The 14,129-nt window shown below is 66.4% G+C and carries 18 protein-coding genes; 5 read left to right on the top strand and 13 right to left on the bottom strand.

Features of this window, described 5'->3' with window-relative positions; genetic code table 11:
• Positions 1-11: 11 nt before the first annotated feature.
• Together JQX08_RS07965 and JQX08_RS07970 are read right to left on the bottom strand one after the other, a co-directional pair.
• Complete coding sequence (locus JQX08_RS07965; RefSeq protein ID WP_204915756.1) at positions 12-713, bottom strand: YebC/PmpR family DNA-binding transcriptional regulator; 702 nt, start codon at positions 711-713, stop codon at positions 12-14.
• Between the two features lie 104 nt (positions 714-817).
• On the bottom strand, positions 818-1,567 hold the full coding sequence (locus JQX08_RS07970; protein ID WP_204915757.1) for a 3-oxoacyl-ACP reductase family protein: 750 nt from the start codon (positions 1,565-1,567) through the stop codon (positions 818-820).
• 112 nt (positions 1,568-1,679) lie between these two features.
• Between JQX08_RS07970 and JQX08_RS07975 the strand changes: the two genes are divergently transcribed.
• Positions 1,680-2,603, top strand: coding sequence for a LysR family transcriptional regulator (locus tag JQX08_RS07975; RefSeq protein WP_204915758.1), 924 nt, complete (start codon positions 1,680-1,682; stop codon positions 2,601-2,603).
• 12 nt (positions 2,604-2,615) lie between these two features.
• Here the strand turns inward: JQX08_RS07975 and JQX08_RS07980 are convergent, their stop codons facing one another.
• Positions 2,616-3,017 (bottom strand): NUDIX hydrolase, encoded by a 402-nt coding sequence (locus JQX08_RS07980; protein WP_204915759.1) that lies wholly within the window; start codon positions 3,015-3,017, stop codon positions 2,616-2,618.
• Positions 3,018-3,239: 222 nt separating this feature from the next.
• On the opposite strand from JQX08_RS07980, the gene JQX08_RS07985 reads away from it, so the two are divergent.
• The gene (locus JQX08_RS07985; protein ID WP_204915760.1) at positions 3,240-3,497 is read left to right on the top strand and encodes a transmembrane sensor/regulator PpyR; all 258 of its coding nucleotides are present in this window, start codon (positions 3,240-3,242) and stop codon (positions 3,495-3,497) included.
• A gap of 58 nt (positions 3,498-3,555) precedes the next feature.
• Here JQX08_RS07985 and JQX08_RS07990 read toward each other — a convergent pair whose 3' ends face one another.
• The 6 genes from JQX08_RS07990 to mdaB all read right to left on the bottom strand — a co-directional run bounded on the left by JQX08_RS07990 (position 3,556) and on the right by mdaB (position 9,358).
• Positions 3,556-3,948 carry a DUF3597 domain-containing protein gene (locus tag JQX08_RS07990; RefSeq protein ID WP_204915761.1) on the bottom strand — a complete coding sequence of 131 codons (393 nt, stop codon included), beginning with the start codon at positions 3,946-3,948 and terminating at the stop codon, positions 3,556-3,558.
• A 213-nt stretch (positions 3,949-4,161) separates the two neighbouring features.
• Entirely contained in the window at positions 4,162-4,443 is a 282-nt protein-coding gene (locus tag JQX08_RS07995; protein ID WP_204915762.1) for a peptidylprolyl isomerase, read from the bottom strand.
• A gap of 51 nt (positions 4,444-4,494) precedes the next feature.
• Positions 4,495-6,453 carry an AAA family ATPase gene (locus tag JQX08_RS08000; protein WP_204915763.1) on the bottom strand — a complete coding sequence of 653 codons (1,959 nt, stop codon included), beginning with the start codon at positions 6,451-6,453 and terminating at the stop codon, positions 4,495-4,497.
• A gap of 220 nt (positions 6,454-6,673) precedes the next feature.
• Positions 6,674-6,823 carry a hypothetical protein gene (locus JQX08_RS08005; RefSeq protein ID WP_204915764.1) on the bottom strand — a complete coding sequence of 50 codons (150 nt, stop codon included), beginning with the start codon at positions 6,821-6,823 and terminating at the stop codon, positions 6,674-6,676.
• 94 nt (positions 6,824-6,917) lie between these two features.
• Positions 6,918-8,660 carry an N-acyl-D-amino-acid deacylase family protein gene (locus JQX08_RS08010; RefSeq protein ID WP_204915765.1) on the bottom strand — a complete coding sequence of 581 codons (1,743 nt, stop codon included), beginning with the start codon at positions 8,658-8,660 and terminating at the stop codon, positions 6,918-6,920.
• Between the two features lie 113 nt (positions 8,661-8,773).
• The gene (gene mdaB / locus JQX08_RS08015; protein WP_204915766.1) at positions 8,774-9,358 is read right to left on the bottom strand and encodes an NADPH:quinone oxidoreductase MdaB; all 585 of its coding nucleotides are present in this window, start codon (positions 9,356-9,358) and stop codon (positions 8,774-8,776) included.
• Between the two features lie 155 nt (positions 9,359-9,513).
• Between mdaB and JQX08_RS08020 the strand changes: the two genes are divergently transcribed.
• Positions 9,514-9,810: a putative quinol monooxygenase gene (locus JQX08_RS08020; protein ID WP_204915767.1), complete on the top strand. Its 297-nt coding sequence runs from the start codon at positions 9,514-9,516 to the stop codon at positions 9,808-9,810.
• A 12-nt stretch (positions 9,811-9,822) separates the two neighbouring features.
• Here JQX08_RS08020 and JQX08_RS08025 read toward each other — a convergent pair whose 3' ends face one another.
• The gene (locus JQX08_RS08025) at positions 9,823-10,122 is read right to left on the bottom strand and encodes a hypothetical protein (protein ID WP_204915768.1); all 300 of its coding nucleotides are present in this window, start codon (positions 10,120-10,122) and stop codon (positions 9,823-9,825) included.
• Positions 10,123-10,300: 178 nt separating this feature from the next.
• Here JQX08_RS08025 and JQX08_RS08030 point away from each other — a divergent pair, with 178 nt between their 5' ends.
• Entirely contained in the window at positions 10,301-11,152 is an 852-nt protein-coding gene (locus JQX08_RS08030; RefSeq protein ID WP_204915769.1) for a CAP domain-containing protein, read from the top strand.
• A 108-nt stretch (positions 11,153-11,260) separates the two neighbouring features.
• Positions 11,261-11,602, top strand: coding sequence for a hypothetical protein (locus JQX08_RS08035; RefSeq protein WP_204915770.1), 342 nt, complete (start codon positions 11,261-11,263; stop codon positions 11,600-11,602).
• A 44-nt stretch (positions 11,603-11,646) separates the two neighbouring features.
• Here JQX08_RS08035 and JQX08_RS08040 read toward each other — a convergent pair whose 3' ends face one another.
• The 3 genes from JQX08_RS08040 to JQX08_RS08050 all read right to left on the bottom strand — a co-directional run bounded on the left by JQX08_RS08040 (position 11,647) and on the right by JQX08_RS08050 (position 14,067).
• Positions 11,647-12,366 (bottom strand): hypothetical protein, encoded by a 720-nt coding sequence (locus JQX08_RS08040; protein ID WP_204915771.1) that lies wholly within the window; start codon positions 12,364-12,366, stop codon positions 11,647-11,649.
• Between the two features lie 138 nt (positions 12,367-12,504).
• Positions 12,505-12,888, bottom strand: a complete 384-nt coding sequence (locus JQX08_RS08045; protein WP_204915772.1) for a helix-turn-helix domain-containing protein — start codon at positions 12,886-12,888, stop codon at positions 12,505-12,507.
• A 28-nt stretch (positions 12,889-12,916) separates the two neighbouring features.
• A protein-coding gene (locus JQX08_RS08050; RefSeq protein ID WP_204915773.1) for an IS3 family transposase occupies positions 12,917-14,067 on the bottom strand; the annotation gives its coding sequence in 2 pieces (ribosomal slippage) (positions 12,917-13,824 and positions 13,824-14,067; 1,152 coding nt in all).
• Positions 14,068-14,129: the final 62 nt, after the last annotated feature.

Consider the following 14,129-nt stretch of genomic DNA (forward strand, 5'->3'; position numbering starts at 1 on the left):
GGAGGGCGCGCTTAGCCGGCGAGGCCGACGTAGACGTTCTGCACGTCGTCGTGGTTGTCGATGGCCTCGAGGAAGGCTTCGACTTCTTCCAGCTGTTCGGCGGTCAGGTTGCTCACCGGGTTCTTCGGCCGGTAGCCGAGCTGCGCCGACTGCACGGTGAAACCGAATTCGGGCAGCGCCTTGCTCACCGCGTCGAGGTCGGTCGGTTCGGTGATGAACAGGGTCGCGCCTTCCTCGGCCGGTTCGAAATCCTGCGCACCGGCTTCGATGGCGGCCAGTTCCGGATCGGCACCGCCTTCAGGGGCGGCTTCGATCAGGCCGACGTGGTCGAAGTCCCAGGTCACCGAGCCGGACGCGCCGAGCTGGCCCTTGCGGAACAGCACGCGAATTTCCGCCACGGTGCGGTTCACGTTGTCGGTCAGACATTCGACGATCAGCGGCACCTGATGCGGGGCGAAGCCTTCGTACAGGGTGCGTTCGTAGTGAACGATGTCACCGCTCAGGCCAGCGCCTTTCTTGATGGCGCGATCGAGGGTGTCCTTGGGCATGGACGCCTTCTTGGCCTGCTGCACGGCGAGGCGCAGCTTGGGGTTCATGTCCGGATCGGCGCCGTTACGCGCGGCGATCATGATCTCTTTCACCAGTTTGCCGAAGATCTTCCCTCGGGCATTGGCGGCGGCTTCTTTGGGTTTGGCTTTCCACTGGGCGCCCATGGCGGTGCTCTCGCTGGCTGCGGACTAGACAACCCCGGGCGCGGTGCGGGCCGGCCCGGGACAATTAGGACGCAGATTCTAGCGGGTTACGGCGCCACCTGACATCAGGCGGAAAAGCCGCCGTCGATCAGGTGACTGGCGCCGGTGATGTAGCCGGCTTCGGCGCTGGCCAGGAAGCTGACGAAGGCGGCGATTTCCTCGGCCTTGCCATAGCGCGGCAGCGCCATCAGCTGCTTCAGCGCGTCGGCGAACTCGCCGCTGTCCGGGTTCATTTCGGTGTCCACCGGGCCGGGCTGCACGTTGTTGACGGTGATGCCGCGCGGGCCGAGGTCGCGAGCCAGGCCCTTGGTCAGACCGACCAGCGCCGACTTGCTCATGGCGTACACCGCGCCGCCGCCGAAGGGCATGCGCTCGGCGTTGGTGCTGCCGATGTTGATGATCCGCCCGCCGTCGCCGAGGTGCCGCGCGGCGGCCTGGCTGGCGACCACCACGCTGCGCACGTTGATGGCCAGAGTGCGGTCGAGGTCGTCGAGGTTGAATTCTTCGATCGGCGCGATGGCCAGCACGCCGGCGTTGTTCACCAGGATGTCGAGGCGGCCGAAGGTTTCCACGGTCTGGCTGATGGCGCCCTGGATGGCTTCGGCATTGGCGCTGTCGGCCTTGATCGCTACGGCGCGGCCGCCGGCCGCTTCGATGGCGCTCACCAGCGCTTCGGCGGCTTGCGCCGATTGGCTGTAGGTGAGGGCGACGGCGGCGCCGTCGCGGGCCAGGCGTTGGGCGATGGCGGCGCCGATGCCGCGCGAACCGCCTTGGATGAATGCAACTTTGCCGTGCAGGGAAGTGGGGGTAGTCATGGTCGTCTCCGGGGTGGAAGGGTTTGGTGGAAACGAGTATCTGCCCGGGATTGTGTTTTGATTAGTCGGTATTTCTGGCTTTCTTTCGATAATGTTGGTTTATAGTCCGTGAATGGACACCCTCAATTGCATCGAATGTTTCGTGCGCAGCGCGGAGGCGGGCAGCTTCGCCGCAGCGGCGCGGCGCCTCGGCCTGACCCCCGCGGCGGTGGGCAAGAACGTCGCGCGCCTGGAGGCCGGCCTGCAGGTGCGGCTGTTCCAGCGCAGCACGCGGAGCCTGTCGTTGACCGAGGCCGGTGAGCATTTCCTGCGCGAAGCCGGCGGTGGCCTGGACATCCTTCAGGTGGCGATGGCCAACCTGGCCAGCCGCCAAGGCCAGCCCGCCGGGGTCTTGAAGGTCAGCATGGGGGTCGCGTTCGGGCGTCTGTACATCCTGCCTCTGCTCAAGGAATTCCTGGCCCGCTACCCCGACGTACAGCCCGATTGGCGCTTCGACAACCGCCCGGTGGACCTGATCGCCGAAGGCTATGACGCCGCCATCGGCGGCGGCTTCGAGCTGCCGCCGGGAGTGGTGGCGCGGGCACTGGCGCCGGCGCACCGGGTGTTGCTGGCGTCGCCGAATTATCTGGCCGCGCGGGGCGTACCGCAGAAGCCGGAGGACCTAAGCGGCCACGACGGCATCCTGATCCGCTCGCCGCAAACCGGGCGCATCCGTTCGGCGATGCTGCGGAGCGGCGATGGACGGGAAACCCCGCTCGATTTGCGCGCGCGGATCCTCCTCGACGACCCGGAAGCGGCGTGCGATGTCGCGTTGATGGACTTCGGCATCATCCTGGTGGCGATGCCGCATGCCTTGCCGTATCTCGCCGATGGCCGACTGATTCGCGTGCTGCCCGACTGGTACGTGGACACCGGGGTGATCTCGATCCATTTCGCCGCACAGAAGCAGCTGCCGCAGAAGACCCGGTTGTTCATCGACTTCGTCGTCGAACAGTTTCGCCTGCAGGGCCTCGACCGGCGCTTCTCGGCGCGTTGAGGGGACCTGCGTTCAGCTTGGCCAGAGCAGCGGCAGCACGTGCTCGCGCAGCAGCGGCGCGAGGCTCGCCGGCGGCACGTCGTCACGGTGCAGCCAGCGCAGTTCCTCCAGTTCGGCCGCCGCGCTGACTGCTTCATGCAGCTCGCCCTGGAACAGTTGGGCGTCGATCCAGGTATCCGCTTCGTTGGCCGCCGGCGCGTGGAAGCGGCCCAGCGGGCGCAGCGCGTCGGCGGCCAGGCGCAGGTTGAGCTCCTCACCCAGTTCGCGGTGCAGGGCGCTGAGCGCATCCTCGCCGGCTTCGGCCTTGCCGCCGGGCAGCATGAACGCCTGAGTGCCGCGCTTGCGGACCAGCAGCAGGCGACCCTCGCGGTCGAACAGGCAGGCGGCGGAAATGCTCAGGGTGGTGGCGGACATCGACAAAATCTTCAGCAAGGCGGGGCGGCGCAGTTTAGCCGAGCGGGCTTGCTTGCGGGTGTGGTCGATATGACTTGTGTAGTCAGAGTGACTGCAGCTGGCATGTGGTCAAAAGCACATGAGTGGCTGTAAGTGATTGATTTTAAAGCCATCAAAAAGCGGCACGCTTCCTGATACAGCCAGGGCGAGTGCAACACCTACCCGCCCTTGGAGAAACGTGTCATGAGCCACTACTTCAGCTGCCCGAACAACGTCCTGCGCCTGTCCAGCCATGTACTGATCGTCGGCACGCTGATGACGTTGGCCGGCATCCTGTTCGCCTACCTGCTCGATTTGCAGTTGAGCATTCCCCAGCAAGTGGTCGCCCACGGCGGAGTGATCCTCGGTCCGACGCTGATCAAGATCGGTTACGTGATGCGCCTGCTGGCGCAGTACGCGATGCGCAAGGCAGAGCGGCTGGCGACCTGCGTGGCCGCCTGAGGGCGTGGCGGGGTTGTAATCGCCGGGAGGCGCTGGCGCCTCCGCGGCGGCTGGTTGTTCAGTGCAGCAGTTCGGCCGGCACGTTACCGCCGTTGGCCGCCAGCTTCTGCAGCACGGTCTTGTGCAGCCACATGTTCATCTGCGCCGAATCGCCCATCTTGTCCGCCGGGCAACCCAGCTCGGCGGCCAACTGCTTGCGCGCGTCGAGGCTGCTGTCGAGACCGAGCAACTTGAGCAGGTCGACGATGGAGGTCTTCCAGTTGAGTTTCTCCGGGTGGCTGGCCGCCAGACCTTCCAGCTTGGCTACCACATCCACTTCAGTCACTGGAGTCGGCGCGGAAGGCGCGGGCGCCGTGGTCACTTCGGGGGCCGACGGCGGTGGTGCCGCTTCCGTCGCATGGGCTTTTTCGCCGAAACCGAGGGCACTCAGAATCTTGCCGAACAGGCTCATGGCAACTCCTCCTTTCCTATCGATGGGAGCTGGAGAATAGACCAGGGCTTGGCGGCGGCAGGTGGCATTGGTCGGGCATGCCCGTGGGCGGCACGGCTAGCGCGGTGCGGGGGTATTTCGGCGGGGAGGTTTATTCAGCTTGGCGATAACCGCGCGGTAGCGGCTAGCCGGGGAGATGGCCTTCCCACGCAGATGCGCAGGAAGGCGCGGCGATCAATCCTGGCGGCTGGTGACTTCGACCAGGTGATAGCCGAACTGGGTTTTCACCGGACCCTGGACCACGCCGACCGGGGCGCTGAACACCACCTTGTCGAACTCCTTGACCATCTGCCCCGGGCCGAACGAGCCGAGGTTGCCGCCGTCACGGCTGGACGGGCAGCTGGAGTTGTCCTTGGCCACTTGGGCGAAGTCGGCGCCGCCTTCGATTGCGGCTTTCAGTTCGTTGCACTTGTCTTCGGTGGCAACCAGGATGTGACGGGCAGTGGCGCGGGCCATGGGGTGTTCCTCCAATCAAAGAAGCTGCACAGCCTAGCCCAAGCGCCGCTGTCAGACCATGCCGGGACGTCGTTCGCTGTCGTCCTCTTCGTCGGTTTCGACGAGATCGAACAACGGGTCGTGGCCGTCGAACGCCACTCGCTCCAGATGACGGGGCCGCACAGCGATCGGGCTGACATGCGCGGGCAGGCCGCTGAGCAGCGGGGTGACGATGGCCACCACCTCTTCACCGGCCACGGTTTCTTCCTCCAAGAGGCGCGCGCTGAGCTGCTCGAGGGCTGGCCTGAGCTGCTGTAGCAGCGCGGTGCATTCGGCGTTGAGTTGCAGCAGCAGCTGATCGGCGGCTTCCAGCGCCTCGCGCGGGTCGCTGTCGAGGTGTGCGTCGCGCACTGCCTGCAGGCTCAGCAGCGAACCCTTCGGGCCCATGCCCAACGCACCGACCATCGACAGCGCCAGCTTGCTGGCCTCATGCAGATCCTGGCCGGCGCCGGAGGAGACTTCGTGGAAGTGCAGCTGCTCGGCCACGCGGCCGCCGAGCAGCATCTGGATGCGCGCACGCAGTTCGGATTCGAGATGCAGGCGCTTGTCCTCCACCGGCGTCACCAGGGTCACGCCCAGCGCCTGGCCGCGCGGCAGGATGGTGACCTTCTCCACCCGCCCGCAGTTGAGCGCGGCGGCGACGATGGCGTGGCCGGACTCATGCACGGCGATGCGCGTGCGTTCGACCTCGGAGAGCATGCTCATGCCCACCGGCTGCTCGCCAATGCGGCAGGTTTCCAGCGCGTCGGCGAAGTGGTTCATGCGTACCTGCGCCTCGCCGCTGCGCGCGGCGAGCAGCGCGGCGTGGTTGACGATGTAGGCGATCGCCGCCGGGGTCAGGCCGACGCTGTTGCGTGCCATCTGCGCATGGTCGACGTCGTCGGCCGCGGTGATCTTGCCGGCGTACAGGCGGAACAGTTGCTCGCGTTCGGCAAGGCTCGGCAGGCCCACCGCGATGCTGCGGTCGAAGCGCCCCTCGCGGACCAGCGCCGGGTCCAGCGAGTTGGGGAAGTTGGTGGCGCCGAGTACCAGCACGCCGCTGTCGGCGGCGAAGCCGTCCAGCTCGGTGAGGAACTGGTTGACGATGCGGTTGCCCTCGGCGTCGCTGGCGCGGCTCTGCTCGCCGCGCCTTCCGATACCGTCGATCTCGTCGATGAAGATGATGCACGGCGCATGCTTGCGCGCGGTGCGGAACAGCGACTTGACCTTGTGGATGCCGACTCCGAAGTACATCGACGAGAAGTCGCTGCCGGTGACCTGGATGAAGTGCGCGTCGCACTCACTGGCCAGCGCCTTGGCCAGCTGGGTCTTGCCGGTGCCCGGCTCGCCGGTCAGCAGCACGCCCTTGGGCGGCCGTGCGCCGAGGGTGGCGAAGGCGGCCGGGTCGCGCAGGTAGGCGGTGACGTCCTGCAGCGCCAGTTTGGCTTCGCCGGCGCCGATCACGTCGGCGAAGCGCACGCCGGTGCTCTGCTTCAGTGCCTGCTGCGGACGCAGTTTCCAGGCGACAAAGCCGCCGCCGAGCAGCAGCAAAAGGAACAGCGGCCATTGCTTGAGCAGCGCGTGGTACCAGGGCGCTTCGCCGCTGGTGTCGAACAGTGCCACCGGGAACAGCGCGTGGCCGCCGCTGGCGTAGTCGCGCAGGACCATCTCGCCGATGCGTCCGGACTGGTCGGCGAGCCAGTAGCGCTGGCCATCGTGGGTGGACACGTAGACCGCGTCGTCGCTCAGCGCCGCGCTGGCGATGCGGCCGTCGCGCATGTCGCCGACCAGGGTGGAAAGGTCGCGGCGCTGCGCGGTCCAGGCATCGGTGGACTGCTGCAATTCGGCGAGCATGCGCGCCGAGGCGTCGCTGGGCGGGGCGACAGTGGCCTCGCTCGACTGCCAGTACCAGCCCGCGGCAGCGGAGAGGGCGAGGCAAAGGGAAACGACGCCGAGCAGGCGGCGGTGGCGGGCAAACAACGACTTCTTCATGGCGATCCCGAAAGGCGCGAACACACAACGCCCGACACGGGGCGAATCCAGGCGGCATCGAGACTCCGCTCGCAGACGCACTCGTCATCACGAATGGTCAGCACGCGTCCGGATTATCGACATGAGAGCCGGCAGGTTAAGCGTGCCGGGACGAACGGCGGGGCCGTTGGTCAGAAAATGATCAGCTGGCCTCGCCGGCAATGCGCCGCCAGGTGTGGCGCTAGGCGTCTGGCTCGGGCTCTTCCGGCGGCGGGGCGGGAATCGGCGCAACCTCCTCGAGGTTCTCGACCACCTTGTCGGGCAGGTGCTCGATCAGCTCGCCCTCCGGTGCTTCGTCGTCCAGCGGTGCGTCGTCGCGGTCGTCGGCCATGGCTGGCTCCTCTTGCGGGGATACAGCATTGGGCCGCGCCGGGCGCCGGCGAGTTCCCCCTGGCGCCGTAGTCACCGACGCCAGGGGCGAGCCGCTAGGCGTTGAGCGCCGGGAGGAACTGCCCGTAGCCGCGCTGCTCGCCGAGGTCGGCGGCGAACTCGCCGTGCTCGTAGGCCAGCCGGCCGTTTATCAGCACCTGGCGCACCGCATCGCCGCGGTTGACCATCCTTTGCAGCTCGCCGAAGCCGTCCATCGGCGCTTCGTGATAGGCGGCCAGGCGCTCGTCGAGCTGCTGCGGGTCGATCACCACCAGGTCGGCGCGCTTGCCGACCGCCAGCACCCCGGCGTCGACGTTGAACCAGTTGCCCAGCTCGCCGGTCAGTCTCCAGATCGCGGTTTCCAGCGGCATCGCCGGCTGGCCGCGCTGGATGCTGTTCTGCACCAGTTTGAGCAGGCGCACGCCAAAGTTGTAGAAGGCCATGTTGCGGATGTGCGCGCCGGAGTCGGCGAAACCGATCAGCGTGCTTGGTTCGGCGACCAGCTTCTCCACCACTTCGGGGCGGTGGTTGGCGATCAGCGTGCGCCAGCGCAGGCGGCTGCCGTGTTCCACCAGCAGGTCGAGGAACAGATCGCCGGGGTGCATGCCGCGCGTGCTGGCCAGTTCGCCGATGCTGTGGCCGACCAGGCTCGGGTCCGGGCACTGGACGATCCAGGCGTCGTTGAAGTCGCGGTGCCAGACGCGCGGGCCGAAGCGCTTGTCGACTTCCTGGCGGAACTGGCGGCGGTAGCTCTCGTCCTGGAACAGTTCGCTGCGCAGGTCCTGGCTGGCCAGGTGCAGCGCCGCCTCACCGGCGGGAAATTCCTCGAAGACCACGAACTCCATGCCGTCGGCGTAGGTGACGAAGGGCACCGGCAAGGTCTGCCAGCGGAAGTCGGCGCGGGTCACGCGGTTGATGAAACGGGTCAGTGGGCCGAGGATGCGTGCCAGCCAGGGATCGGTCTTCACGTCCATCAGGGTGATCAGCGTGGTCTTCAGCGGCTTGCGCCACAGGCCCATGCTTTCCCACAGGTAGGCGAACAGGTTGAGCTTGGTCACCAGGTTCGGCGCGCCCTGGTGGATGCGCCCGCGGCGTCGCAGCACACGGTTGAGACGCGCGTACTCGCGCCAGCTGCTGTACACCGAGGGCAGTGACTTGGAGCGCTGGCGGTCGCCGTCCAGCTTGTCCCACGGGTTGGTCATGCTCGACAGGCCGATCAGCCCGGCGTCCATGGCTTCTTCGAGCAGCTGCTCCATGCGCTGCAGCTCGGCTTCGCTGGGCGTCACCCCGGCATCTACCGAGCGGGCCAGGCCGAGCACGGCGACGCGCAGGTCGGAGTGGCCGAGGAAGGAGCTGATGTTCGGCCCCAGCGGATGCTGGCGCAGGAAGGCCACGTATTCGTCGGCGCTGCGCCAGTGCTTGCGCGCCTGCAGCAGCGGCAGCACATGCTCGCGCGGCACCGATTCGACGCGGGTGAACAGGTCGGAGCAGTCTTCCGGGGCGCTGAGCACCATGCTGATCGAGCAGCTGCCGATCATCACGGTGGTCACGCCGTGGCGCACCGATTCCTTGAGCGCGGGCGCGGCGACCAGTTCGGCGTCGTAGTGGGTGTGCATGTCGATGAAGCCGGGAGTGACCCAGCAGCCGGCGGCGTCGATGATCCGCTCGCAGCCGCTTTCGTCCAGCGGCTCGGCGCTGATCGTCGCCACCTGGCCCTGGCGGATGCCCACGTGGCGTGGCGCGCCGGGGGCACCGGTGCCATCGAAAAACACGCCGTTCTTGATCAGGATGTCGAACATGCCGCGCTCCTCTTTTTATTGTCCGAGGAGCATAGGGCGAGTTCAGGTGGAACGGTAGTGCCAGATTGTTCGGGTCGCCGGCGCGGGCCGAACCGCGCCAAAACGCCGTGCGGTTACAGGCCGAAAACGCTGGCCAGGTGCTGCTGGTAGCGGGCCACGTCGGCCTCGATGTTCGGCTGCTTCATCACGTCGGTGCACAGGAAAGTCGGCAGCGCGCTCATGCCGAGGAACTGGTTGGCCTTGTGGAAGGGGAAGTACACCGCGTCCACGCCCTTGGCCTCGAAGAAGTCGGTGGGGTCGTCGAAGGCCTGCTGCGGGGCGTTCCAGGTCAGCGACAGCATGTACTGCTTGCCGTGGATCAGGCCGCCGCTGCCGTATTTCTGCGAGGCGTCGGAACGGGTGCGCCCGTCGTTGGCGTAGAGGCTGCCGTGGCCGGCGGTGAACACCTCGTCGAGGTACTGCTTGACGATCCATGGCGCGCCCATCCACCAGCCGGGCATTTGGTAGATCACCACGTCGGCCCAGAGGATCTTCTGCACTTCCTCGGCGACGTCGTAGCCGGCGTCGATCTCGGTGGTCTTGATGTCGAAGCCGGCGCGGTCGAAGAACGCCGCGGCCGCTTCGTGCAGGGTGCTGTTGTAGCGGCCGTCGGAATGGGCGAATCGCTTGCCGCCGTTGAGGAGCAGAACTTTTTTCATGGGAGCCTCCACAAGAATGAATGGCGGCAGACTACCGATGGCTCAGGGGTGGAAACAGCCGCGCGGAGGCAAATGATTTTTGACTGAAAGGCATGAATTATTGGATGGCTCTTGCGATAGGGTGGTGTAAATCCCCGCTATCAGGAGAGTACCCCATGCACGGTTTCATCCTTCACGCCCACACCAAACCGGAGAAGGCCGAGGCCTTCGAGCGCCTGTTTCGTGCCTATGTCGAACCCAGTCGGTCCGAGGCGGGCTGCATCGAATACCACATGCTGCGCGATCGGGAAGACCCGACGCTGTTCATCTTCTTCGAGGTCTGGCAGTCGCGTGAGCACCTGGCGGTGCACAGCGCGCTGCCGCACATGCGCGAATTCCACGCGCGGCGCATGGACTACCTGCGCCGCGACTTCGAGATTCGCGAGATCGACATGCTCAGCCCGGCGAGCTGAGCCGGCCGCGGCTTACTTGACCGCGCTGAGGCGCTGGTCGGTGAATACGCAGACCACCCCGGCGCGGTTCGCCAGTACCTGGTGGTTGAAGTCGCAGTAGGCCGCCGCCACGCTCAGCGCCAGTTGGTCGCTGATCAACTGGTCGCCGTCGGGGCGGAACCAGGCCATCTGCCCGGCTTTGCAGCGCTCGGCCTGGGCGTCGGTGTTGTAGGTGCACAGGCTGCTCTGGTCGCTCGAGGCCTTGTCTTCGAAGCAGGCGGACAGGGACAGGGCGGCGGCGGAGAGCAGGAGCAGGCGGGCGGCGATGCGCATGGTGGTTCTCGATGGTGAGGGGACGGATGGGGCTTAGGCTGGGGCGGCCGGCAAAGGTTCCGCAGCGGCTGCAAGGATTGCGCAGCGGCGACGTTTGACGCGTGGAGCTTGCCCGCAATGGCGAGAAAACCGGCAGAATCACGCATCATGTGGCGATTCAGGTCCAGGGAGGTTCTCCATGCGCAGCATCTCATCCGCCGTGCGGCTCGCCGGGGTGGCGCTCGCCGTGCTGTCGGCCCACGACGCATTGGCCGCCGACGAGGCGCAGCTGATCGAGTCGATCAACGCCTACCGTAGCCAGGTGCAGCGCTGCGCCGGCCAGGCCTCCGCAGAACTGCCGCCGCTGGCCAGCGATCCGCGCCTGGTACTGGCGGCCAGCGGTGATCTGGACCTGCAGCGCGAACTGGCGAGCACCGCCTATCCGCTGGTCAACGTGCAGGCGATCAGCCTGTCCGGCCCGCGCGATGCGCAGTCGGCGATGACCGCGGTGCGCGAGAGCTTCTGCCAGGTGGTGCTCGATCCGCAGTTCGTCGACATCGGCGTCAGCCGCGCCGACCGCGACTGGCGCATTGTCCTGGCGCGGCCGCTGCTGGCCGGGCGTCTGGGCGATTGGCAGGCCGAAGGACAGAAAGTGCTCGAGCAGATCAACGCCGCGCGGGCGCAGGCGCGCCAGTGCGGCGGGCAAGCCTTCGCCGCCGCGCCGGCGCTGACCTGGAATGCCACGCTGGGCAGCACCGCCGAGAGCCACAGCCGCTCCATGGCCAACGGCAATTACTTCGACCACCGCGATCGCGACGGTCGTACCCCCAGCGACCGCGCCGAACTGGCCGGCTACAGCGGCCCGCAGATCGGCGAGAACCTCGCCGCCGGCCTCGACAGCCCGCGCAAGGTGGTCGACGGCTGGCTGGCCAGCCCCGGCCACTGCGCCAACCTGATGAGCCCGCAGTTCAGCGAGGTCGGTGCCGCCTATGCGGTCGACCCGAAGAGCGACGCCGGCATCTACTGGACGGCGGTGTTCGGCGCGCCTTAGCCGGACCTTCTGCGCGGGTTGCCGCTCGGCAGTCCGCCCGCCAGGCGTGGCGCATCGGTTCTATAACCATCGATGACGGATATCGCGTCGTGCGTGAGGAGGCGTGCCATGAGCACTCTGACGATCGAAGGCTGGTGCAAGCCCGACAACGCCTTGCGTTCCCAGCCGATGGGGCAGTTTCACTTCGACATCGGTGGCGGCAACCATCGGCGCCTGGAGCGCGCCGAAGAACATTTGCAGGAGAGCGGCGGCAAGGAGCTGACCATCGATGCGGACCTCGCCGAGCTGCACCTGGTGCCGCCGGAGGACTGTGGCCCGCTGAGCGACTGCCGCTTCCGTGTGTACCTGAGCACCGTGGAGCACCGCGGGCAGTTTCACCTGGTCGGCCACCGCGCCAGCGACGGCAGCCTGGTGTACACCAACGCGGTGCTGATCGATCAGCTCAGCTAGCTGAACGGCAGTGGTGGAGGGGTGAATCCCGCTCCGCTATGCACTCAGTTCCAGCTGCTCGCCGGCACTTCGACCCACACCGCGCGGGCCACTGCCACCAGGCGCTGGTCGGCCCCGTACAGCGCGGTGCCGGCGAAGCGCTTGCGCCCCTCGCTGCCCAGCGGCCAGCCGAGTACCACGCATTGCTCGTCCGCCTGGAGCGGGGCCAGGGTCGACACCACCAGTTCGCCAAGCACGATCGCCAGCCCGTCGGGAATCGGGTAGAGCGCGAAGGCGCCGGCGCAATCCAGCGCGGCCCAGATGAACTCCGGCTTCACGATGCCTGCGGTGTCGGCGAGCGAAGCGTCCGGCAGCCACGGCGCGGCCAGGGTGGTGGTGCCGTGCAGCGGGCCGGGGAAAATCCGCAGGCCGTCATGCGCCGCACGCTCCGGGCCGCAGACGAAGCAACCGGGGAAGTTGTGAGTGGTGAAACCCGGGAAGCCGGCGACCGCGGCTTCCGCCTCGGCGTAGGGCGGGCAGGGTGGCGGCGTCAGCTCGAGGGTGGTCGGCTTGGCTTCGCCGAGCAGCGTCGTGCCGTCGAACAAGCGTGCCTCGCTGGCGCTGGACTCGAGGCGCAGCTCGACGCCCAAGGGTGGCGGTGCCTTCAGTCGTGCGGCCACCGTGCCCAGCAGATGCGCGGCCATGCGCCCGGCGGTGTAACCGCCGTTGCCCGACTTCGGCGGCCCGCAAAAGCGTTCGTCGATGGTGAAGTGTTCGATCTGCATGCGGCACCTCCGGTCTGCTGTTCCAGCGACGGAGATTAACCCGTGCGGCGCGCCAGCGTCTTGTCTGCGCAGCCGCACGGCAAGGTTGGCCGAGCCTGCTGCCAACGCTCTAGCCTGGCCATCATCAACCCAGAGGCGTCACCGGGCCTGCGCTTTTTCCTTGGCGGCGCTGCGCGCGGCCAGGTTCATCAGCTGCTGGAATTTGGGGCAGTCAAGATGGCTTTCGGCGGGGCAGGTGGCGGCATGACGCAGGCCGTCGCGCACCGCGCTGAGCCGTTTGATAGTGCGATCCAGTTGCTCGGCGCGCTCCTGCAGTTGCGTCCGGTCGATGCTCAGCTGGCCGTCGGCGGCGAGCATGCCGGCGATGTCGTCCAGCGAGAAGCCCGCCGCCCGACCGAGGGCGATCAGTGACAGGCGCTGGATCACTGATTCGTTGAACACCCGCTTGAGCCCGTTGCGGCCGATGGAGCGGATCAGCCCCTTCTCCTCGTAGTAGCGCAGCGTCGACGCGTGGCTTTTCATTCGTTGTGAGTGAATAGCCCCGGCTTTTCTAGAGACCGTCCTGCCTCAGAAAATAACGTCGCTCGAACTCTACCGACGACAGCTTCTCGGTGAAACCATGTCGCCGCTTGGGGTTGTAAAACATCTCGATGTAATCGAACACATCGCTCCGTGCCTCATCCCGGTTGCCGTAAATCCTTCGCTTGATCCGCTCACGCTTGAGCAGCTGGAAGAAGCTTTCGGCCACGGCATTGTCATGACAGTTTCCACGGCGACTCATGCTGCCGACCAAGTGGTTAGCCTTGAGAAAACTCTGCCAATCCGAACTGCTGAACTGGCTGCCTTGGTCGGAATGGATCATCACTTCCTGCTTCGGTTTGCGCCGCCAGACGGCCATCAGCAGTGCATCAATGGCCAGGTCGCTACTCATGCGTGACTTCATCGACCAGCCAATGACCTGCCGCGAGAACAGGTCGAGCACCACCGCCAAGTACAGCCAGCCTTCATAGGTGCGGATGTACGTTATGTCGGTGACCCACACCCTGTTCGGCTCGCTGACATTGAACTTCCGCTCCAGTCGATTCGGCGCCGGTATTGGAGGCTTGCCGCCATAACGACCAGGCCGCCGACGGTAGCCGGTCTGCGAGCGCAATCCTTCTGCACGCATCATCCTGGCCACTCGATGCCGCCCGCAGCACTCGCCCAGCTCGCGAAGGTCTGCATGGATCTTGCGATAGCCATAGACGCCACCGCTCTCCAGCCAGGAGTGCTTGATCAAACCCAGCAGGCGCTGATCATCTTTGGCGCGTGCCGACTTGGGCTCGGCGCGCCAAGCGTAGTAACCGCTGGGGTGCACGTTCAGAGCCAGGCAGAGGCGCTGGATCGAGTAGCTCGCTGCTAACTGACTGATGAAGGCGTACCTCAGCCGGACTCCCTGGCAAAGTACGCGGCGGCCTTTTTTAGGATGTCTCGCTCTTCAGTGACGCGCTTGAGTTCGGCACGCAGACGACGCAGTTCGGCCTGCTGATCATCCTCTTGCTTACGCTGGACTTCTGGCTTGCTGTAGCGCTTGATCCACGCATACAGGCTGTGCGCAGACATGCCCAGACGGGCCGCTACCTCGGCAACGGGAAGACCGCGCTCAGTTACCTGCCTGACCGCTTCGATCTTGAATTCTTCGGGGAAACGCTGGTTGCTCATGGCACCTCCTAGTGGGCCTCATTATGAGGCTTGGAGGTCTCTAGGGAATCCGGGGCTATTCA

The sequence above is a fragment of the Zestomonas insulae genome (assembly GCF_016901015.1).
GTDB lineage: Bacteria > Pseudomonadota > Gammaproteobacteria > Pseudomonadales > Pseudomonadaceae > Aquipseudomonas > Aquipseudomonas insulae.